Source organism: Yersinia antarctica (assembly GCF_056636475.1).
In genome coordinates, this window is record NZ_JBSJQF010000001.1 from 2,279,988 (window position 1) to 2,301,777 (window position 21,790).

The window sequence follows — 21,790 nt, forward strand, 5'->3', positions numbered from 1 at the left end:
ATCTCATGAAATTCAGTGAACTTTGGTTACGCGAATGGGTAAACCCAGCCATTAGTAGTGATGACCTGGCCCATCAAATCACTATGGCCGGTTTAGAAGTTGATGGTGTAGATGCGGTTGCGGGCGAATTCAATGGTGTCGTTGTCGGTCATGTTGTCGAATGTGGCCAACATCCCAACGCCGATAAACTGCGGGTGACCAAAATTGATGTAGGCGGTGACCGCTTATTGGATATCGTGTGTGGTGCACCGAACTGTCGTCAGGGCTTGAAAGTCGCTGTTGCGACTGTTGGTGCTGTGCTGCCGGGCGATTTCAAAATCAAAGCGGCCAAACTGCGTGGTGAACCATCAGAAGGCATGCTGTGTTCTTTCTCTGAGCTGGCTATTTCAGAAGATAGTGACGGTATTATTGAACTGCCTGCTGATGCGCCTATTGGTGTCGATCTGCGTGAATATCTGTATCTGGACGATAAAACCATTGAAATCAGTGTGACACCAAACCGTGCCGATTGCTTGGGCATTATTGGTGTCGCGCGCGATGTGGCGGTTGTGAATCAATTGCCATTAATCGAACCGGATATGAGTCCTGTTGCGGCTTCCATTACGGATACATTCCCAATCCATGTAGAAGCTCCGCAGGCTTGTCCGCGCTATCTGGGCCGAGTAGTTAAAGGGATTAACGTTAAGGCTGCGACACCATTGTGGATGCGAGAGAAACTGCGCCGCTGTGGTATTCGTTCGATTGATCCGGTGGTAGACGTTACTAACTTTGTGTTGCTGGAGTTAGGCCAGCCAATGCATGCGTTTGACCTGGACCGTATTGAAGGCGGGATTATTGTTCGCCTGGCGGCTGAAGGTGAAGAATTAACACTGCTGGATGGCACAAAAGCCAAATTGAATGCAGATACGCTGGTCATTGCTGATCAGCATAAGCCGTTGGCGATGGCCGGTATCTTTGGTGGTGAACATTCAGGTGTTAACGAAGAAACCCGCAATGTCTTGCTGGAATCCGCTTTCTTCAATCCATTAGCAATTACTGGTCGTGCGCGTCGCCACGGTTTGCATACCGATGCATCTCATCGCTATGAGCGTGGTGTCGACCCTGCGTTACAGCATAAAGCGATTGAGCGTGCGACACGTCTGCTCATTGATATCTGTGGTGGTGAAGCGGGGCCGGTAATAGACGTGACCGCGACCGCAGAATTACCAAAATGCGCCACCATCACGCTACACCGTGAGAAATTGGATCGGTTGATTGGTCATCATGTCCCTTCACAGCAGGTGAGTGACATTCTGCGCCGGCTCGGTTGTCAGGTGACTGAACTCGGTTCTGATTGGCGGGCAGTGGCGCCAAGCTGGCGTTTCGATATGGAAATCGAAGAAGATCTGGTGGAGGAAGTTGCCCGCATCTACGGTTATAACAATATCCCGGATGTGCCTATCAAAGCTGATTTGGTGATGACCAAACACCGCGAAGCTGATTTATCATTGAAGCGTGTAAAAACCGCTTTAGTCGATCGCGGCTATCAGGAAGCAATTACTTACAGTTTTGTTGACCCGAAAGTACAAGCACTTCTGCACCCACAGCAAGACGCATTAATTTTGCCAAGCCCTATCTCGATTGAGATGTCTGCGATGCGCTTATCATTGTTGACAGGTTTACTGTCAGCAGTGGTTTATAACCAGAATCGCCAGCAATCTCGCTTGCGTTTATTTGAAAGTGGGTTACGCTTTGTACCTGATAATACAGCAGATCTCGGGGTTAGACAGGATGTAATGCTAGCCGGTGTCATTGCTGGCCACCGTTTTGAAGAGCATTGGGATCTGGCGCGTCAGCCAATCGACTTCTATGATTTGAAAGGTGATCTGGAAGCAATTCTGGAACTTACCGGCAAATTATCTGATGTTCAGTTCCGTGCACAAGCACATCCTGCACTGCATCCAGGGCAGAGTGCTGCAATTTATTTAGCAGGGGAACACATTGGTTTCATTGGTGTAGTTCACCCTGAGTTGGAGCGTAAGCTGAGTCTAAATGGTCGGACTGTGGTGTTCGAAGTGCAGTGGAACAAGCTCGCAGACCGCGCTGTGCCTCAGGCCAGCGAGATTTCACGCTTCCCAGCAAACCGTCGTGACATCGCCGTTGTGGTGGCCGAAAACGTCCCCGCAGAAGATATTTTGGCGGAGTGTAAGAAAGTTGGCGCAAATCAGGTAGTTGGCGTAAACTTGTTTGATGTGTACCGTGGCAAGGGCGTAGCAGAGGGCTATAAGAGTCTGGCTATTAGTCTGGTGTTGCAGGATACCGCACGTACACTGGAAGAAGAGGAGATCGCCGCTACCGTTGCAAGATGTGTAGAGGCGTTAAAACAGCGATTCCAAGCATCCTTGAGGGATTGAACCTATGGCGCTTACTAAAGCTGAAATGTCAGAACATCTGTTTGAAAAGCTAGGGCTTAGCAAACGTGATGCCAAAGATCTGGTTGAGTTATTCTTTGAGGAAGTACGTCGTGCTCTCGAGAATGGCGAACAGGTCAAACTGTCTGGCTTTGGCAATTTTGATCTGCGAGACAAGAACCAACGTCCGGGCCGTAATCCGAAGACGGGTGAGGACATTCCTATTACGGCGCGCCGTGTGGTGACTTTCCGTCCAGGGCAAAAGCTAAAAAGCCGGGTAGAGAGTGCTACTCCAAAAGAGTAAGTATTTCCCCAAACAAAAGGCCGCGCAAGCGGCCTTTTTCTTGCCTGCACCTCATTGAGAAACATCGATTTTATTTTATAAGTGCCCACATCATGACCGCAGGTTGGGGCCATTTCCCTTTATTTGTATTTCTAGCTTAGCCTTAAGGTGGGGTCACAGAAACCAGTGGGGGTTGATTAGAAATGGAATTTTCAGCATTTAGTTTGTCTAGTCTACAACCGTTGCAAAAGCATTAATCTAGAGTAGGATTTGTCATGTTTCTGCTAATGTTCGGTGGAGTGGCACCATTCATTCTATAACATTTTTTATTAATTAAATTGTAAAGACTATATTAATCATTACGTGATAATTAATTTTTGCATCCAAATTAGATTGGCTGAGATTATATTTTCATGAAGTACTTAAGTTAGCACTCAATATTTTATTCTAAATAAATTAGACTATACTTATTGAATGCCAGTTTTATACTTATTTTTTAGGATGTAATCTAACGCAACTGATGGTTATCATAATGCATCCTTGGGCCGCCACCGCCACCGCCACCGCCATGCGGTGGGAATATACAGCAAGCTGATAATGTAGTGCTTAATAAGAGTACTATTGTCATTAACGTTATACGTTGCATTTTATTTGTCTCATCTTTTATTATCCGGCAATGCTTGGATTATAATTCAATACAATAAATGTCACTGTCAGATAAACGTTAAGATATGTTAGGAGTGGTAGTAAATGAAAATGTCCGACTTGTAAGAACTGTATGTATTGCGTAAGCAAGATGAAATGAAAATGAAAAGAGCGGATTGTCTGATAGATGGTTTTTATTTTCGCTGATATAAATTTAATAACTGTTAAATAATACATTCGGATGTATATGAAAAAATATCTGCTATTACTTGGGGTGTTGGCATTAATGCCATCGTTTGCACAGGCAGACGTATCACTTGACATCAATATACCCGGAGTCAGCTTACATCTAGGTGATCAGGACAACCGTGGCTATTACTGGGATGGTTATGATTGGCGTCCGCCACAGTGGTGGCATGAACATCGTGGTGGCCATATTGGTGACCGCAATGACCGTGGCTATTATTGGGACGGGGGGCGTTGGCAACATCCACAACCGCAGGATGGCCATAACCCGTTCCGTGGGCAGCAAGGTAGTCAACGCCATAATGAACGCAGCGATTACGGTAATTCGCCACAGCACAATAATGGCAGTGATAATAATGGACGCGGCCAGCCAGTGAATAATAGCCGACAGGGTAGTGGTGCTAAGCAAGGCGGGCCAAATAATAACGATAATCATAATGGTCAGCCACTCTATCCATCGCAAAATAAGGGCCATCGTTGACAGTAAGTAACCGATGAATGCAGGCTTTGTCGCTAAAATCATCGACAGAGTTTGCGTTCTCTTACCATAAAAAAGTCTTATTCTTCATGCAAAACTTCCCCTTATCGCGTTAACCCCCTACTATCTGTAGCCTAGCTATGGGTATCAGCCCCTAATATTTATGAGACATCTTCAGGTTAATCCTGAGGCAGCGACCGAGGATGTAATGCAGACCAGTCAGTTATTTACTGCGCTTCAACAGCGGCAACAACAACGTGATCACCGTTACCTCAAGGGATTGGTGGTGATACTTTTTTTTGCGCTGGTAGTCAGCTTGTGTGCTGGAGATGCGTGGATTTGGCCCACTCAGTGGTTTGGTGAAAGCGGGCAATTATTCGTCTGGCAGTTGCGTTTGCCCCGAGCCTTAGCCGTAATGATGGTTGGTGCAAGTCTTGCGGTTGCGGGTGCTGTAATGCAGGCATTGTTTGAAAATCCATTAGCCGAACCCGGTCTGCTGGGGGTGGCGAATGGTGCAGGTGTTGCATTAGTTATGGCGGTCTTGCTAGGGCACGGGTTATTACCGATCTGGTTTTTAAGTGGCTGTGCTATTGCTGGAGCCTTACTTATGACGGTTCTGCTGTTAGGTTTCGCTCGCCGGCGTTTGTTGACTAACGCTCGTCTGTTACTGGTTGGTGTTGCATTGGGGATCGTTTGCAGCGCGGTGATGACATGGGCTGTTTATTTCAGTACCAGCTTGGATTTACGCCAGTTGATGTATTGGATGATGGGGGGATTCAGCGGTATAGATTGGCGACAGCAGGGATTGGTCGTAGCATTGGTGCCGATCGTGGTATGGCTTTGTTGCCAGGGGCGAGTGCTCAACTTTATGTCATTGGGTGAGCAGCAAGCCAGGCAGTTGGGGATCCCACTCCATTTATGGCGGAATTTATTAGTACTGGCTATAGGATTGCTGGTAGGTATTAGTGTTGCTCTGGCTGGTGTTATCAGCTTTATTGGCCTGGTTATTCCCCATATCTTGCGATTGACCGGTTTAACTGACCAACGCCATCTACTAAGCGGATGTGCACTAGCTGGCGCTGGAATACTGTTGTTTGCGGATGTTATCGCACGTATCGCTCTATTTTCGGCTGAGCTGCCCATTGGTGTGGTAACCGCAACGTTGGGTTCGCCATTATTTATCTGGTTGCTGACACGAGTGAAAAGTGTAAAGTGATCTGCCTTACACCTATTGATACTCTTGTAAGTTCATCTGTATATCATCGCTGAATAAGGAGCCTTCCTGATGAGTAATCCAATTTATTCCATTCCTGTTAAAACCATTGAAAGTGAATCTATTCTGCTGGAAAAGTATAAAGGCTCAGTGCTGTTGGTGGTTAATGTGGCTTCTCAGTGTGGTCTGACTAAGCAGTATGAAGGGCTTGAAAACCTCTATAAAACATATCATCAGCAAGGTTTTGAAGTCTTAGGTTTTCCGAGTAATGAGTTTGCGGGGCAGGAGCCTGGCAGTGATGAAGAGATCCAAGCTTTCTGCCGTGGCACATTTGGGGTTGAATTTCCGATGTTTAGTAAAATTGAGGTCAATGGCCCGCAACGGCACCCTTTGTACCAGCAATTGATTGCGGCTAAGTCTGTTGCAATAAAACCGGAAGGGAGCGAATTTTATCAACGGTTAGCCAGTAAGGGGCGTGAGCCAAAGCAACCGGGTGATATTCTGTGGAATTTTGAGAAATTCCTGGTTAGTCGTGATGGCGAAGTTCTTGAGCGTTTTGCTCCCGATATGGCACCAGAAGATTCGATTCTAATCAGTGCAATTACTCAAGCGTTAGCCACCAAATAATTTACCGACAACAGGTTTATTTTGATGCTTTTGCAACTCAGCAATGTCCATGTCGAAACCCGCCTTGCGCCTTTTTCTGCCCAGGTGGCTGCTGGGTTGCAAATTCATTTGATAGGTCCCAATGGTGCAGGGAAAAGTACCCTGTTGGCCGCTCTGGCAGGCTTGTTGCCTGCTCGTGGTGATATTTTACTGGCCGGGCAACCACTGCCTATCTATGCAGGGCACGACTTGGCTCGTTCACGAGCCTATCTAAGTCAACAGCAATCGGCTCTGACTCTAATGCCGGTTTTCCAATATCTGGCTCTCTATCAGCCAGCCGGTGCCGCTTTGGATGCTGTAGCGACAACGATTGGTTATCTCTGTAAAAAATTACGATTAACCGATAAATTGCCAAGAATGTTATCGCAACTTTCAGGCGGCGAGTGGCAGCGTGTTCGGCTCGCGGCAGTATTCTTGCAAGTTTGGCCGGATATCAACGCTGACAGCAAGCTGTTATTGCTTGATGAACCCTATACCGGGCTTGATGTGGCGCAAAAAGTGGCACTTGATAGTCTGCTTGCTGAGTTTTGTGCGGCTGGGCGCAGTGCTATCATTAGTGCTCATGACCTTAACCACACCTTGCAACAGGCTGATCAGGTTTGGTTAATGTCTAAAGGGGACGTGCTTGCACAGGGTGGGGCTAAACAGGTAATGGAGGCAGATATTTTATCTGATGTGTTCGAAGTGGAATTTCAAATACATAGTTTTGATGGCCAGAATTGGATTATTACAAAAAGCATATGATACTTACATTTAGCTACTAAGTTTTATTGGGAGTATAAAATTAATAACCTGCATCTATAATTTGCATTAATATTTGTTATGGTGCTTATTTTTCTTTTTCTCCACAGAAGAAATCAATTAAATCATTGCGATGAAATATCCCACAGTGTTTTATGTTAATTGATTGATTTTACTATGAAAAACAATTCCTTTCTTCGTGAAATACCCTTTCTGAATATATCAGCAAAAAAACGCTATCTTAAGGTTTATTTAAGGTTAATGGACTAGAGTTGACCCTAGCAGACCACAGGTTTATCTGATGGGCGTTTAGTTTTCGTTAACTTAAGTGAGCATATAGTTGCCGACAGCTCTGGTGTCCTAAGGGATTATTCAATGCAGAATTTTTTGCCATTTTCACGTCCGTCAATCGGTACGGACGAAATTAATGCGGTCATAAATGTATTAGGCTCAGGTTGGATAACTACTGGCCCACAGAATCAACAGTTAGAAACTGATTTTTGTAAGGCATTGGGTTGCAAGCATGCTATTGCTGTCAGTTCGGCCACTGCGGGAATGCATATCACCTTGATGGCCTTGGGTATTGGCCCAGGGGATGAAGTTATTACCCCGTCTCAAACGTGGGTTTCTACTCTTAATATGATTGTGTTGCTGGGCGCTGAGCCGGTAATGATTGATGTTGATCGCGACACTTTAATGGTAAATGCTGCGGATGTTGCAGCAGCTATCACCGCAAAAACCAAAGCCATTATCCCGGTGCATTATGCCGGCGCTCCCTGTGATCTTGATGCTTTGCGTTTAATTGCTCAGCATCAAGGTATCCCATTGATTGAAGATGCGGCCCATGCTGCTGGCACCCGCTATGGTAATCAATGGATTGGCGAGAAGGGCACCGCTATTTTCTCTTTCCATGCCATTAAAAACATGACTTGTGCTGAAGGCGGCTTAATTGCCACTGATGATGATGAGCTAGCCGACAAAGTACGGCAACTTAAGTTTCATGGCTTGGGTGTGGATGCCTTTGATCGACAGCTACAAGGGCGTAGCCCACAGGCCGAAGTTATAGTGCCTGGTTATAAATATAACTTATCTGATATTCACGCAGCGATTGCGGTAGTGCAACTCAGGCGTTTACCTGAAATCAATGCTCGTCGCCAAGAATTAGTTGCCCGCTACTATAAAGCATTGAACGATTCCCCCTTGCAACCCCTGGCGGTTCCCGACTATGCCCATCTCCATGCATGGCATCTGTTTATGGTGCGTGTTGATGAAGGTCGCTGCGGAATTAGTCGCGACTCACTGATGGAGCGGTTGAAAGAGTCAGGAATTGGTACTGGTCTGCATTTTCGTGCCGCCCATACTCAAAAGTATTATCGCGAACGCTATCCACAGTTGCACTTACCCAATACCGAATGGAATTCCGCCAGATTATGCACATTGCCCCTTTTCCCCGACATGCTAGACAGTGATGTTGACCGGGTAGTTGATGCATTGGCAACTATTATAGGGCCGCACCGTGTTACAAAATGAGCAAATCAAAAAAGTATCAATAGTTATCCCTGTTTATAACGAGCAAGAGAGCTTGCCGGCATTAATAGAGAGGACGTCGGCTGCCTGTAAGTTACTCACCCAACCTTATGAAATTATTCTGGTTGATGACGGGAGTAGTGATAGTTCTGCTGAAATTTTGACAACAGCGGCGAACCTACCTGAAAACCACATAATCGCAGTTTTGCTAAATCGTAATTATGGCCAACATTCAGCCATTATGGCTGGATTCAATCAGGTTAGTGGTGATTTGATCATTACACTTGATGCTGATCTGCAAAACCCGCCGGAGGAAATCCCACGGCTGGTCGGTGTGGCAGAAGAGGGCTACGACGTCGTCGGGACTGTGCGCGCTAATCGGCAAGATTCGCTGTTTCGTAAAACAGCCTCCCGTTTGATTAATCTGATGATTCAACGTGCTACAGGTAAATCTATGGGTGACTATGGCTGCATGTTACGAGCCTACCGCCGTCATATCGTAGAAGCAATGTTACACTGTCACGAACGCAGTACCTTTATTCCCATTCTGGCAAACAGCTTTGCCCGCCGTACCACTGAAATTACAGTTCATCATGCTGAGCGCGAATTCGGTGACTCAAAATACAGCCTGATGAAGCTCATTAATCTTATGTATGACTTGATAACTTGCCTGACAACGACCCCATTACGTCTGTTAAGCCTGGTGGGCAGTGTCATTGCACTTTCTGGTTTTACTCTTGCTGTGCTGTTAGTGGTTTTGCGTTTGGTATTTGGCCCGGAATGGGCGGGCGGCGGTGTCTTTACGCTCTTTGCCGTGTTGTTCATGTTCATCGGTGCCCAATTCGTTGGTATGGGGCTACTCGGTGAATACATCGGTCGAATTTATAACGATGTGCGCGCGCGCCCACGTTATTTCATACAGAAAGTGGTCGGGGCAGAGCATACCGACAATAATCAGGAAGTAGAAAAATGAAAGCGATTGTATTTGCCTATCATGATATTGGCTGTGTAGGTCTAAAAGCACTAGTAGAAGCTGGTTACGATATTCAGGCAGTATTTACCCATACTGACGATCCTAATGAGAATCGTTTTTTCTCTTCAGTGGCCCGGGTTGCTGCTGATTTAGAACTTCCTGTATTTGCACCGGATGATGCCAATCATCCGTTATGGGTTGAGCGCATTAAGCAATTACAGCCGGATATTATTTTCTCTTTCTATTATCGCAATATGCTGTGTGATGAAATTTTGTCGTTAGCACCGCAAGGAGGATTCAATTTACACGGCTCCTTGTTGCCGAAATACCGAGGGCGTGCTCCGATTAACTGGGCGCTGGTTAATGGGGAGACCGAAACAGGTGTAACCTTGCACCAAATGGTAAAAAAAGCTGATGCAGGCCCAATTGTGGGTCAGCACAAAGTTACCATCAGCGATACAGATACTGCATTGACATTACATGCAAAAATGCGTGAAGCGTCGCAAGAGTTGTTACGTGATTTATTGCCAAAAATGAAGCGTTCTTCACTGCATCTGACACCACAAAAAGAAGCTGATGCCAGCTATTTTGGCCGTCGAACTGCTGCTGATGGAGAGGTCAATTGGCAAAAGTCAGCATCAGATATCAATAATTTAGTTCGTGCCGTGACGGAGCCTTATCCCGGTGCATTCAGCTATCTTGGACAGCGTAAACTCATCATCTGGCGTGCGCGACCGCTGAAGATGGCACACGGAAAGTTACCCGGCACCATACTCTCAATTTCACCTTTAGTTGTCGCCTGCGGTGAAGGTGCGCTGGAGATTGTTACTGGTCAGGGAGACGCTGGTTTGTATGTTCAGGGCAGTCGATTAGCCCAAGAAATGGGCATTGTCACGGATGTGCGTTTAGCTAATAGACCAAGCAATGCTTTGAAAAGACGTACCCGTGTACTGATCCTTGGTGTGAACGGCTTCATTGGTAATCACTTAACCGAACGCTTGTTGCGTGATGACCGTTACGAAGTCTATGGTCTGGATATTGGTTCTGATGCTATTAGTCGTTTCTTGGATAACCCTTTCTTCCATTTCGTGGAAGGCGACATCAGTATTCATTCCGAATGGATCGAATATCATATTAAAAAATGTGATGTCATTTTGCCGCTGGTGGCTATTGCGACGCCAATTGAATATACCCGCAATCCACTGCGTGTTTTCGAATTAGATTTTGAAGAAAATTTAAAGATTGTTCGCGATTGCGTTAAATACAATAAACGTATTGTCTTCCCATCCACTTCTGAAGTTTATGGTATGTGTGATGACAAAGAGTTTGACGAGGACAGTTCGCGACTGATTGTTGGGCCAATTAACAAACAGCGCTGGATATATTCGGTATCCAAACAATTATTGGATCGCGTTATCTGGGCTTATGGTGCGAAAGAAAATCTCAGATTCACATTGTTCCGCCCATTTAACTGGATGGGGCCACGTCTGGATAACCTTGACGCTGCTCGTATTGGCAGTTCCCGCGCCATTACACAATTGATATTAAATCTGGTTGAAGGCTCTCCTATTCAACTGGTTGATGGCGGCGCGCAAAAACGCTGTTTTACTGATATTCATGATGGCATTGAAGCGCTATTTCGCATTATTGAGAACAATGATGGCTGCTGTGATGGTCAGATAATCAATATTGGTAACCCGACGAATGAGGCTAGTATTCGCGAATTAGCGCAAATGCTGCTGAGTAGTTTTGAAAAACATCAATTACGTGGTCACTTCCCACCATTTGCTGGCTTTAAAGATATCGAAAGCAGTGCCTATTATGGTAAAGGCTACCAAGATGTCGAATATCGCACCCCCAGCATCACGAATGCGCGACGTATTTTACATTGGCAGCCAGAAATCGCTTTGCAGCAAACTGTCAGCGAAACCTTGGATTTCTTCCTTCGTGGTGCTGTACTCGAACTGGGTGAGACCCAAAAGGATGAGCATTATCTATGAAGCAAGTTGGACTAAGAATTGATGTGGATACCTACCGTGGAACAAAAGAAGGTGTGCCATCATTACTTGCTGTATTGGAACAGTATGATATCAGCGCCAGCTTTTTCTTCAGTGTTGGTCCAGATAATATGGGGCGTCACTTGTGGCGCCTTTTCCGACCTCGTTTCTTGTGGAAGATGTTGCGTTCTAATGCCGCTTCGCTTTATGGCTGGGATATCTTACTGGCCGGAACCGCCTGGCCGGGTAAAAAAATCGGTAAAGACCTTGGCTCATTAATGAAAGCCACGCTACAAGCAGGGCATGAGGTTGGTTTGCATGCATGGGATCATCAAGGCTGGCAAGCTAAGGTTGCATCGTGGTCAACACAACAGCTAACTGAGCAGGTTCAATGGGGTGTGGATGAATTACAGAACAGCATTGGGCAGCCAGTAACTTGTTCCGCCGCTGCTGGCTGGCGTGCAGACTCGCGGGTGTTAGCCATCAAGCAACCGTTCGCTTTTCGTTATAACAGTGATTGTCGTGGTACTCACCCTTTCCGCCCCCTATTACCTGATGGCAGTCTTGGCAGTGTACAAATTCCTGTTACGTTGCCAACGTACGATGAAGTCGTAGGGAGTGAAGTGCGGGCTGAGGATTTTAATAATTTCATCATTGAAGCTATTTTGCGTGATAGAGGTGTCTCGGTTTATACCATTCATGCTGAAGTTGAAGGGATGTCTCAGGCAGTAATGTTTGAGCAATTATTAGTCCAGGCCAAAAAACAAGGTATCCAGTTTTGCCCGCTTCGAGAGTTATTACCCGATGATTTAGATTTATTGCCGATAGGGACAGTCGAGCGTACCACCTTTCCTGGCCGAGAGGGTTGGTTAGGGTGTCAGACAAAAATTAAGGATGTCGGATGAAACTGTTAAAAGGAGGCGGGGCAGCACTGTTGGCGTTGTTTTTTGCTTTGCTATACCTATTGCCAATCAATAGTCGTTTACTGTGGCAACCTGACGAAACTCGCTACGCTGAGATTAGTCGGGAAATGTTGCAACGTGGTGATTGGGTTGTGCCGCATTTTCTGGGGATCCGCTATTTCGAAAAGCCTATCGCTGGATATTGGTTTAATAATATTAGCCAGTGGATATTTGGTGACACTAATTTTGCCGTCCGATTTGGTTCCATTTTTAGTACCGCGCTGAGTGCAATATTAGTCTATTGGTTAGCGACTTTATTGTGGCGTAACCGCTCTACATCGGTACTGGCGACACTAATTTATCTCTCCATGTTGTTGGTATTTAGTATCGGCTCCTATGCGGTATTGGACCCGATGATTTCATTATGGCTAACCGCTTCAATGGTCTGTTTTTATCTCACATTGCGGGCCGAAACTTTGGCGCAGAAGGTTGGGGCTTACCTTTTGCTCGGCCTTGCCTGTGGCATGGGCTTTATGACTAAAGGTTTTCTGGCGTTGGCCGTGCCGGTTATTTCGGTATTGCCTATTGTCATACAGCAAAAGCGAATAAAAGAACTCATCATTTTTGGCCCGATAGCGATATTGGGTGCGGTAATCTTGAGCTTGCCGTGGGCATTGGCCATCGCGCAACGTGAACCCGATTTCTGGCATTACTTCTTTTGGGTTGAACATATTCAGAGATTCGCTGAAAAAGATGCTCAACATAAAGCCCCCATTTGGTATTACCTGCCTATTCTTTGCATCGGTGTATTGCCGTGGTTGGGGTTATTACCGGGAGCGTTACTTAAAGGGTGGCGTGAACGGGTGGCAAAACCAGAGCTGTTCTTTTTGCTCAGTTGGGTCGTCATGCCGTTGTTATTCTTCAGTGTGGCTAAAGGAAAACTCCCAACGTATATCTTGCCATGTATGGCTCCACTATCTTTACTGATGGCGGCATATGCAACAGATTGCGCCAGTAACATGCGTATGCGCGCGCTGAAAATAAATGGTGCAATAAATCTTATTTTTGGATTAGTTTGCGCGCTGGCGGTGTTAGTTATTGGTTTGAATTTGGTAGGGCACTTGGTCGCCTATGGGCCACAAGAGCAGCAGAAAGTAGTGTTGGGGATAGTCGCCTTTACTGGATGGGGGTTGGTGGGGCTGATTACATTGTATAATAACGCCCGTTATTGGCGTTGGGCTGCCGCCTGTCCATTATTGTTGGTTTTGCTGGTGGGTTACCTGATTCCTCAACAGGTTATTGATTCCAAACAGCCGCAAAATTTTATTCAGAATAATTTTGATGCGTTGAGCAGCAGCCGCTATGTGCTTACCGACAGTGTGGGTGTAGCGGCAGGGTTAGCCTGGCAACTGAAACGTAGCGATATACTGATGTTCAGCGAAAAGGGCGAGCTGTCTTATGGGCTGAACTATGCTGACAGTAAAGATAAATACATTAGCAATAAAGATTTTAGTGAATGGTTGGCTCATGCAAGGCAGCAAGGTGACGTGTCGTTAGTTGTGCAATTATCTCGCGGTGAGGACATCTCTACCCATTATCCGGTAGCCGACAAGGTTAATTTAATGAATCGTTTGGCACTTTTGTGGTACCAAAAGACACCATGACAAATTATTTGCTATTGATAGTTGTCAGTTTATTGACCTGTGCGGGGCAACTGTGTCAGAAGCAAGCTGCACAATGTTGGGGGCAATCTGGTGAAAAACGGCTTGCGCCCACACTGCGTTGGCTTGCTATCGCAGTGATATTGCTGGGCTTAGGAATGGTGCTGTGGTTGCGTTTATTGCAACATCTGCCTTTGAGTGTGGCTTATCCGCTATTAAGCTTTAACTTTGTGTTGGTGACCTTGGCCGCGCAGTTGTTTTATGGAGAAAAGACAACTTCTCGCCATTGGTTGGGTGTTGCTGCCATTATGTTTGGCATCCTTTTGATTAGTTGGCATTTATGAAAGGTTACCTGTGGGGAATAGGCAGTGTGGTGTTAGTGACCATGGCCCAACTCATGTTGAAGTGGGGGATGATGCATACTCCATTAATATCGTTGGCAGATATTGATGGTCAGTTTTTAGCACATCATCTGACACAATTAATGGCGGTAACTTTCGGGCTAGCCGGCTATGCAGTATCCATGTTGTGCTGGTTTTTTGCCTTAAGGTATTTGCCACTCAATCGAGCCTATCCATTACTGAGTCTTAGTTATGCGCTGGTCTATTTAGCCGCTGTATTGCTACCCTGGTTCAATGAGTCGGCGACGTTACTAAAAACGTTAGGGGCGGGGTTTATCCTACTGGGGATATGGCTGATTCATACCAAACCCATAAAAAGTGATTAAATCTATTATCTCATTCATATAACTTGTTTTTTCCAGACTCGATAGCTAAATTAGCTCTACTGGTACCTCTCGCTGGCCAGATATAGCGCCGAATAGCTTGCTGTGCGGTGGATTGGCTAAGCCTTACTCTGGTGATATCTCGATGCGGATGCGTTTCTGGATCTTTTTGGTCAGTATGATTCTTGCTGGTTGTAGCAGCCATGCTCCAACACCGAGTGGTCACTTATCAGATTCTATTGTGGTAGTCGCTAAACTGAATGAACAACTGCGTCAATGGGAAGGAACGCCATACCGTAATGGTGGGCTGGATCAAAGTGGTGTTGATTGTTCAGGGTTTGTTTACCGCACATTCCGTGATCGTTTTGATATGCAATTACCCCGAACAACAGCAGCGCAGACCACCTTAGGCACTAAAGTCTCTCGTGATGAACTCATGCCTGGCGACTTGGTGTTTTTCAAAACTGGCAGTGGACAAAATGGGCTGCATGTCGGTATTTACGATACTAATGATGAATTTATTCATGCCTCAACGAGTAAAGGTGTGATCCGTTCATCGTTGGAAAATGTTTACTGGAAACGTGTGTACTGGCAAGCGCGTCGCATTTGATGCATTTTCGATATAGTTCTTAATCAATACAGAATGAATCCTCGAACCTAAAGATATCGGCGTTGGTTATGTTATCTTAATAGCTGCTTATTTTGGTTCGGAGCCGCGTTTATGTCATCCCTTCGCTTACTCATTTCTGATTCTTATGACCCCTGGTTTAATCTGGCGGTAGAAGAGTGCATTTTCCGTCAGATGTCCCCGGATCAGCGAGTGCTATTTTTGTGGCGTAATGCTGACACCGTGGTGATAGGCCGTGCTCAGAATCCATGGAAAGAGTGTAATACGCGCCAAATGGAGCAAGATGGCGTGAAGCTGGCTCGGCGCAGCAGTGGCGGCGGGGCGGTATTTCATGATTTGGGCAATACCTGTTTCACCTTTATGGCGGGTAAACCTGAATATGATAAAACGGTCTCCACTCAAATTATTCTTACTGCGTTAGCCTCGCTCGGAATTCAGGCCACCGCTTCAGGTCGTAATGATTTGGTGGTTAAGAACGGTGATGATGAGCGCAAAGTTTCGGGCTCGGCGTATAAAGAGACCAAAGATCGTGGTTTTCATCATGGCACATTGTTATTGAGTGCGGATCTGAGTCGTTTGGCCGATTACCTTAATCCTGATCCGAAAAAATTGCAGGCCAAAGGGATTACATCAGTGCGCTCCCGAGTCACCAATCTGGTGGAGCTATTACCGGGAATTGAGCATCAACAGATTTGTGTCGCCATTGAGCAGGCTTTTTTCGATTATTATAATGAAAAGGTGCTGGCGGAAAGAATCTCCCCACAAGCATTGCCCGACCTACCTGGTTTTACCGAACAATTTGCGAAACAGAGTAGCTGGGAATGGAATTTCGGTCAGGCCCCCGCCTTTAGCCACTTAGTCGATACCCGTTTTATTTGGGGCGGAATTGAACTGCATTTTGATGTATTACAGGGTGCCATCGCTCGCTGCCAAATCTTTACGGATAGTTTGAATCCTGCTCCGCTGGAAGCTTTGGCTGAGCGGCTACAAGGGACGGTGTATCGTCCCGAGGCTATTAACGTTGTTTGTCAGCAATTAAGCGATGATTTTCCTGAGTCACATGCTGAGCTGTTGCAAGTTAGTCACTGGCTGGCTGAGGTATTACGCTGATGACCCCTTTTAACTTCATTCAATCAGATAGCGCTTCAAAATCTGAGAATACGCCTCAATTTAATAATAGCTACGGGCAGCAATTGAGCGGTTTTTATACTCACTTGCAACCAACGCCGTTAAAGGGGGCACGCTTGCTGTACCACAGTTCCCCGTTAGCGCTGGAGCTTGGGCTGGATGAGAGTTGGTTTAGTTTGCCGAAAGCCAGCGTATGGGCAGGAGAGGCTTTGCTACCAGGTATGGAGCCGCTGGCACAAGTATATAGTGGCCACCAGTTCGGCGTATGGGCAGGGCAACTCGGGGATGGCCGTGGGATTTTGCTCGGGGAACAACAACTCAGTGACGGCCGCAGTATGGATTGGCATTTGAAAGGCGCAGGGTTAACCCCTTATTCCCGCATGGGAGATGGGCGGGCCGTTTTGCGCTCAGTCGTCCGGGAGTTTTTAGCCTCCGAAGCATTGCACCATCTAGGAATACCTACCAGCCGTGCACTGACCATTGTTACCAGCGAACATCCTGTTTATCGTGAGCAACCAGAGCGTGGGGCGATGTTATTACGCGTGGCTGAAAGTCATGTTCGTTTTGGCCATTTCGAACACTTCTATTATCGACAGCAGCCTGCACAGGTCAGACAGTTGGCTGATTATGTTATTGCTCGTCACTGGCCGCAATGGGCCGGTCAACCGGAAAGTTACCTGTTGTGGTTTACTGATGTGGTAAAACGCACGGCACGTTTAATCGCTCATTGGCAAACGGTCGGTTTTGCTCATGGTGTGATGAATACCGATAATATGTCGATTCTTGGTATTACCATGGACTATGGTCCATTTGGTTTTCTTGATGACTATGTACCGGGATATATTTGCAATCACTCTGATCATCAGGGGCGTTATGCTTTCGATAATCAGCCAGCGGTCGCACTATGGAATCTGCATCGGTTGGGGCAGGCGTTGTCCGGCTTAATGTCGGTGGAGCAGCTACAGTTGGCACTAGAGGCTTATGAGCCAGAGTTAATGGCAGCTTATGGCCAACAGATGCGCGCTAAACTAGGTTTTGTCGAAAACAGCAGCCAGGATAACGAGTTACTGACAGGATTATTGAGTTTGATGATTCAAGAGGGGCGAGATTATACCCGTACATTCCGCTTGTTGAGCCTGGTTGAAATGCATTCGGCGCAATCGCCACTACGTGATGATTTTATCGATAGAGCCGGTTTTGACGGTTGGTACCACCGTTATCGTACACGTTTGCAACAAGAGCCGATTGACGATGTTCAGCGTCAGCAATTGATGAAAGCGGTTAACCCGAAATATATATTGCGTAACTACTTGGCACAGCAAGTGATTGATCACGCTGAAAAGGATGATATTCAACCTCTACAGCGGTTGCATCAGGCATTACAACATCCTTTCGCAGAGCAACCTGAATTTGATGACTTGGCGGCATTACCTCCTGACTGGGGGAAACATCTGGAAATCTCCTGTTCCAGTTAGTTGGTTGCATATCCAACGTATTCAGTGACTCGGGTGAGTAACAACCGCTAACTTAGCTGTGGCTTCAAGGATGAAAGGTATTTCAATCACTCCTACTCGTCGCTAACAGAAGACATTTTTACCGGCTGGACTCCCCGGCACTCCGCAACTGTTGTAGAACTTGGGGTGTTTGCAGGCCAAAACTCAGTAATGCCCTATCATCAATGACCAGTAATCGTTGCTTTTTACCCGCAGGAGTCAGAGCTACTCCCGGTAAGCGCCATATATTATCAATGCCACCCAGTGATTTAACGCTATATGACGTAACAATCAGCAGGTCAGGAGCACTGGCGATAATCCCTTCTTGTGATAAAGGGCGATAGCCGCTGAATTTTTGCATGGTGTTGTTCAGGCCTGAAAGGCGAAATAAGCTATCCGCAGCAGTATTTTTACCCGCAGCCAGCGGCGGTAACCCCGCGTGGCTTAGGATAAATAGAACCTTTACCGGCAATGGTGTGGAATCTATCATTGCTAGCTGTTGCTGGTAGTGATTGATCAGTTGTCGGCCTTTCTGTTGCTGATTAACTGAGGTGGCAATCAACTGAATTTTAGTTACCACTGTTTGTGGCGAGCTGTCCGCGGGAATAAGTATGACCTTTACCCCATAGTCAGTGATTTGCTTCAGCGCTCGTGACGCTGAAGCCTGCTTACGACATAACACCAACGTAGGTTGTAACGCGAGAATGCCTTCGGCATTGAGTTGTCGCAAGTAACCCACGTCGGGTAAGGTTTTCAATTCACTGGGGTGCTGGCTGGCACTATCCCTGGCCACCATGTTGGCACCTACGCCTAATGCGTAGGTGATTTCAGAGATATCACTACCGAGTGTGATAATGCGTTGGCTGGCAATGCCACTGATTGGAATTATAAGGGCAATAAATATTAGCCATTTATTCATCAGCGGAGCCTATGGCAGTCAATTCGGCCAGTTGCTGATGCCAGTGGTGCTGCTCTGGTTGGCCTTCGCTACGTTGCCCAAATAATTGCAGAATATGATTACCTTGAGTATCCAGCAGCTCCAGACTTGAGATGTAACCCTCTTTGGTCGGTTTGCGTGTTACCCAACTTTCTGCAATGGCATTCTCATGCAGGTGCAAAGCAAAACGGCGGTTAAGCACACTGATCCAATGAGGCGGCGGTGTTTGCTTCCCCTGACAGGCAATAAATTGTTCTATCACGCCAGTGAAGATCTGCATACACCCGGTGTTACCGACAAAGATCATCACTTCATTCTGGCAAGCCTGTGCCGCATATAAAATTTGCCTTAATGCTTTATTATCAACCGGATAAGCCAGATCATCACCGACAGACCGGAAGGCTTGCCGGCGGGTGATTTTATTGCGTTTGAGTAGCATAAAGAACTGATGGATATCGTTCATCTTGCGCCATTCATTATCTATCGCAGCGTTATCAATGGCTGTCTCTTGAGTTAACGCCTTTTCTGCGGGGGAGAACACCAACCGCGCATTGGTTTCACAGCGATACTTTTCTACCAACTGCTGCCATGCGTTAAGGTCTGTTTCTTCGGTACAGTAGATTTGATGGATTGCCTTGCCTTGCAGATTACAGCAGTGAATGCTCAGTTGCTTACCCTGTGGTGTCTCCTCACTCAGGCTAAAAATGCTGTCCCATTGGCGGAAAAACAGCCTTAAATCCAGCGCGCGTGGATTAAGAACCAAGCCCAGGTGACCGTGCAAGCGTAAATTCTGGTACTCACCCCAATGCTCATGTATTGCATAATCGTTACGGGTGATCGATTTAGTGACACCGACACTGGCTAACTCAGTCAGCAGTCTATCGGCACTGATATCCAGGCGTTCTGCATCCTGTCCTACCCGCGCATAAAATAGCTCGGCTTCACTGATATTCATCATGAGGGCAATATCGTGTAGAGGCTTGCTGGGGTGTTGCTGCCGAATGTTGAGATAGTGTTGGTAATGTGACATTTCCATGAGTCGCTTCCTTGTGATTACCACTGATAGCTGATTAACAGTTTGGCATTACGCCCATCCCGCGGGATTGCTTGCGGTGAGTAGTACTCCTTATTAAACGCATTACCCAATACTGCGGTGGTGGTGAGGCCATTCAAGCTGCCAGCCCCACGGTAGCTTAGGTAAAAGTCATGGACCGCATAACCAGCTTGCGGCGCATAGGAACGGCGTGACGACGTTTTGGCATCGTTATTTTTCATAAACTTGGTGTTTTCTGCCATTGTCAGGATCCAGCCAGTGCTAAAACCACTGTTGGCAATAGGGATATTAAGCCTGCTGGTGACGGTATCTGGATTGATACTGTTAATAAATTGGCGGGTGTCGAGATTAATAGCACGAGTGCGGTTATAGGCCAGCGCCCAGTCAATCCATTGATTCTGGTAATCCAATGACACATCCCAACCCCAGCTTTTACTGCGCGGGATATTGATGTAGCCGGAGTAATTTTTACCAAAAAATTCGGTGTGGACTTCACTGGTGATGCGGTTTTTGGCATCAATATTAAAGTAGCTGGCTTTGAATTCAATCAAATCATCATTGGACAATAATTGTTCAAAGTTCAAACCAAAACCAGCCTCACGAGTGACGTTGCTTTCGGGTTTTAGGTTTGGATTGGGTCGCCAGCGATTGGTAAAAGGCCCCATAGAGAAATGAATCGAATCATTATAAAGCTCAGTCAGCGTTGGGGTACGGAACGCTTGGCTGTAGGCACTAAACAACATCAGCCAATCGGTGGGCTTGAGGGTAACGGCACCTCGAGTTGACCCGTTTTTAGCTTCTCTATCAGCAAAACCGGCGCGGCTGTTGTGATAACGATCAAAACGGCTGCCTAGCAGCAAGGTAACGGGTAAATCACGCAGCGTAACTTCATCTTGCAACCAACCGGAGGAAAATTTGATTTCAGACGGGGGGAAACTACGAATAACACCGACTGGAACTTGCTCTTGATGGTAGGTTTCAATGCCATAAGTGAATAAATTTGCAGCCGGGCTGTGAGTAAATAGCAGGCTGCTATTTTCCAGCTTTAAACCACGGGTGATCTGTTTTCGGCGGCCTGAGCCTTCGCGATTGACGTCATCGCTAATATTGATCTCGGAATAGTAGAGTTGGCTGGTGGCATCCAATCAAGGTGTTGTGGTTGCAGGCGGTAGGTTAACTCGGCATCACGTTGAAGGGTGGAACGATTCATCATTGGATTTTTATTAAATTTTAAGTCAGGCGTACTAAGATTAGCCATGCGCGGTTCTAGTGCTTGGTTATTGTAATAACGCAGGGCGGTGGTTAACGATTGGCTGTCAGAAAGATAGGCGGTGCCCTTAAACATCAAGCTGTTAATCGTTTCATCATTCGGCGCTTCATTACCGTTGCCGTGGTAAATATTGCCGACCTTACGTTTACTTAGCGCGATAATGCCATCAAGACTCTCTGTACGGCCAAACATGGACACCCCAGAGCCGATACTGTGATAACCCGTGGCGCCAAAGCCACTGACTCGGAAACCAAGATTTTGGCCCTCAGCCAGCAAGTCGGCCGCATCAACGGTCTGGTAAGCAATCACCCCGCCCATGGCACCACTGCCAAACCTTGATGTTGATGGGCTACGAATGATGCTGACCTGCTTTATCAGGGCCGGATCAAGGAAAGTACCACTGATATTGGCCCCCGTGATGCCCTGACGAATACCATCAATGAGCACCAGCACACCATACTGATCATAGCCTCTGATATTAACGTTCTGTCCATTGGTGCGCCCAACACCGCTAACACTCACACCGGGTACTTTTTGCAGCATTTCTGCGGCGGTGGTAGCAGTTTGTTTGTCTGGTAATGCAGCATCAATGACGGTGATTGTGCCGGGGGTGTTGAAACTGTCAGTCGCCGGTTGAGTTCCGGTAACAATAAGGGTGTGATTCTTACTGGCAGGTGCCGAATGAGCTGTTGCCAGCGGGGATAACGCCACGGTTATTGCCAGACTGCATAAAGACAAACGAAAAAAACGAAGCATAAGCAACTCTCCCTATGTTATTAAACATAATCAATAAGTTGCTGGCTGCCTGAGTATTCAATATAAGGTGGCTGGCGT

At 46.6% G+C, this 21,790-nt stretch carries 18 protein-coding genes and 1 pseudogene; 16 read left to right on the forward strand and 3 right to left on the reverse strand.

Annotation, left to right across the window (positions count from 1 at the left end; all coding sequences use genetic code 11):
- Nucleotides 1-5 precede the first annotated feature (5 nt).
- From pheT to ACWJJO_RS10590, 16 genes are all read left to right on the forward strand, one after another.
- Entirely contained in the window at nucleotides 6-2,393 is a 2,388-nt protein-coding gene (gene pheT, locus ACWJJO_RS10515) for a phenylalanine--tRNA ligase subunit beta (protein WP_442847798.1), read from the forward strand.
- Nucleotides 2,394-2,397: 4 nt separating this feature from the next.
- Entirely contained in the window at nucleotides 2,398-2,694 is a 297-nt protein-coding gene (gene ihfA, locus ACWJJO_RS10520; protein WP_002211830.1) for an integration host factor subunit alpha, read from the forward strand.
- An 871-nt stretch (nucleotides 2,695-3,565) separates the two neighbouring features.
- Nucleotides 3,566-4,045 (forward strand): DUF2502 domain-containing protein, encoded by a 480-nt coding sequence (locus tag ACWJJO_RS10525; RefSeq protein ID WP_420073407.1) that lies wholly within the window; start codon nucleotides 3,566-3,568, stop codon nucleotides 4,043-4,045.
- A gap of 205 nt (nucleotides 4,046-4,250) precedes the next feature.
- Nucleotides 4,251-5,258 (forward strand): vitamin B12 ABC transporter permease BtuC, encoded by a 1,008-nt coding sequence (btuC, locus tag ACWJJO_RS10530; protein WP_083158699.1) that lies wholly within the window; start codon nucleotides 4,251-4,253, stop codon nucleotides 5,256-5,258.
- 69 nt (nucleotides 5,259-5,327) lie between these two features.
- Nucleotides 5,328-5,882, forward strand: coding sequence for a glutathione peroxidase (locus tag ACWJJO_RS10535; protein WP_083158700.1), 555 nt, complete (start codon nucleotides 5,328-5,330; stop codon nucleotides 5,880-5,882).
- 24 nt (nucleotides 5,883-5,906) lie between these two features.
- A complete protein-coding gene (btuD, locus tag ACWJJO_RS10540; RefSeq protein ID WP_481091003.1) occupies nucleotides 5,907-6,665 on the forward strand; it encodes a vitamin B12 ABC transporter ATP-binding protein BtuD in 759 nt (252 codons plus the stop codon).
- A 372-nt stretch (nucleotides 6,666-7,037) separates the two neighbouring features.
- Entirely contained in the window at nucleotides 7,038-8,192 is a 1,155-nt protein-coding gene (gene arnB / locus ACWJJO_RS10545; protein ID WP_083158702.1) for a UDP-4-amino-4-deoxy-L-arabinose aminotransferase, read from the forward strand.
- Entirely contained in the window at nucleotides 8,179-9,162 is a 984-nt protein-coding gene (gene arnC / locus ACWJJO_RS10550) for an undecaprenyl-phosphate 4-deoxy-4-formamido-L-arabinose transferase (RefSeq protein ID WP_083158703.1), read from the forward strand. The genes arnB and arnC overlap by 14 nt, the downstream gene beginning before the upstream one ends.
- On the forward strand, nucleotides 9,159-11,162 hold the full coding sequence (gene arnA, locus ACWJJO_RS10555) for a bifunctional UDP-4-amino-4-deoxy-L-arabinose formyltransferase/UDP-glucuronic acid oxidase ArnA (protein ID WP_083158704.1): 2,004 nt from the start codon (nucleotides 9,159-9,161) through the stop codon (nucleotides 11,160-11,162). Before arnC ends, arnA begins: the two co-directional genes overlap by 4 nt.
- Nucleotides 11,159-12,064, forward strand: a complete 906-nt coding sequence (gene arnD, locus ACWJJO_RS10560; protein ID WP_083158705.1) for a 4-deoxy-4-formamido-L-arabinose-phosphoundecaprenol deformylase — start codon at nucleotides 11,159-11,161, stop codon at nucleotides 12,062-12,064. The genes arnA and arnD overlap by 4 nt, the downstream gene beginning before the upstream one ends.
- On the forward strand, nucleotides 12,061-13,725 hold the full coding sequence (arnT, locus tag ACWJJO_RS10565) for a lipid IV(A) 4-amino-4-deoxy-L-arabinosyltransferase (RefSeq protein WP_102970401.1): 1,665 nt from the start codon (nucleotides 12,061-12,063) through the stop codon (nucleotides 13,723-13,725). The genes arnD and arnT overlap by 4 nt, the downstream gene beginning before the upstream one ends.
- Nucleotides 13,722-14,066 (forward strand): 4-amino-4-deoxy-L-arabinose-phosphoundecaprenol flippase subunit ArnE, encoded by a 345-nt coding sequence (gene arnE, locus ACWJJO_RS10570; RefSeq protein WP_083158706.1) that lies wholly within the window; start codon nucleotides 13,722-13,724, stop codon nucleotides 14,064-14,066. Before arnT ends, arnE begins: the two co-directional genes overlap by 4 nt.
- Complete coding sequence (gene arnF / locus ACWJJO_RS10575) at nucleotides 14,063-14,449, forward strand: 4-amino-4-deoxy-L-arabinose-phosphoundecaprenol flippase subunit ArnF (protein WP_420073409.1); 387 nt, start codon at nucleotides 14,063-14,065, stop codon at nucleotides 14,447-14,449. The genes arnE and arnF overlap by 4 nt, the downstream gene beginning before the upstream one ends.
- A gap of 142 nt (nucleotides 14,450-14,591) precedes the next feature.
- Nucleotides 14,592-15,056: an NlpC/P60 family protein gene (locus ACWJJO_RS10580; protein ID WP_083158708.1), complete on the forward strand. Its 465-nt coding sequence runs from the start codon at nucleotides 14,592-14,594 to the stop codon at nucleotides 15,054-15,056.
- 111 nt (nucleotides 15,057-15,167) lie between these two features.
- On the forward strand, nucleotides 15,168-16,184 hold the full coding sequence (lplA, locus tag ACWJJO_RS10585) for a lipoate--protein ligase (protein ID WP_372569235.1): 1,017 nt from the start codon (nucleotides 15,168-15,170) through the stop codon (nucleotides 16,182-16,184).
- On the forward strand, nucleotides 16,184-17,677 hold the full coding sequence (locus ACWJJO_RS10590) for a protein adenylyltransferase SelO (protein ID WP_481091004.1): 1,494 nt from the start codon (nucleotides 16,184-16,186) through the stop codon (nucleotides 17,675-17,677). Before lplA ends, ACWJJO_RS10590 begins: the two co-directional genes overlap by 1 nt.
- Nucleotides 17,678-17,795: 118 nt before the next feature.
- On the opposite strand, the gene ACWJJO_RS10595 is transcribed toward ACWJJO_RS10590, so the two are convergent.
- From ACWJJO_RS10595 to ACWJJO_RS10605, 3 genes and pseudogenes are all read right to left on the reverse strand, one after another.
- Nucleotides 17,796-18,614: a heme/hemin ABC transporter substrate-binding protein gene (locus ACWJJO_RS10595; RefSeq protein ID WP_481091005.1), complete on the reverse strand. Its 819-nt coding sequence runs from the start codon at nucleotides 18,612-18,614 to the stop codon at nucleotides 17,796-17,798.
- The gene (locus tag ACWJJO_RS10600) at nucleotides 18,607-19,668 is read right to left on the reverse strand and encodes a hemin-degrading factor (protein ID WP_481091006.1); all 1,062 of its coding nucleotides are present in this window, start codon (nucleotides 19,666-19,668) and stop codon (nucleotides 18,607-18,609) included. The genes ACWJJO_RS10595 and ACWJJO_RS10600 overlap by 8 nt, the downstream gene beginning before the upstream one ends.
- A 17-nt stretch (nucleotides 19,669-19,685) precedes the next feature.
- A pseudogene (locus ACWJJO_RS10605) lies at nucleotides 19,686-21,712 on the reverse strand (TonB-dependent hemoglobin/transferrin/lactoferrin family receptor).
- Nucleotides 21,713-21,790: the final 78 nt, after the last annotated feature.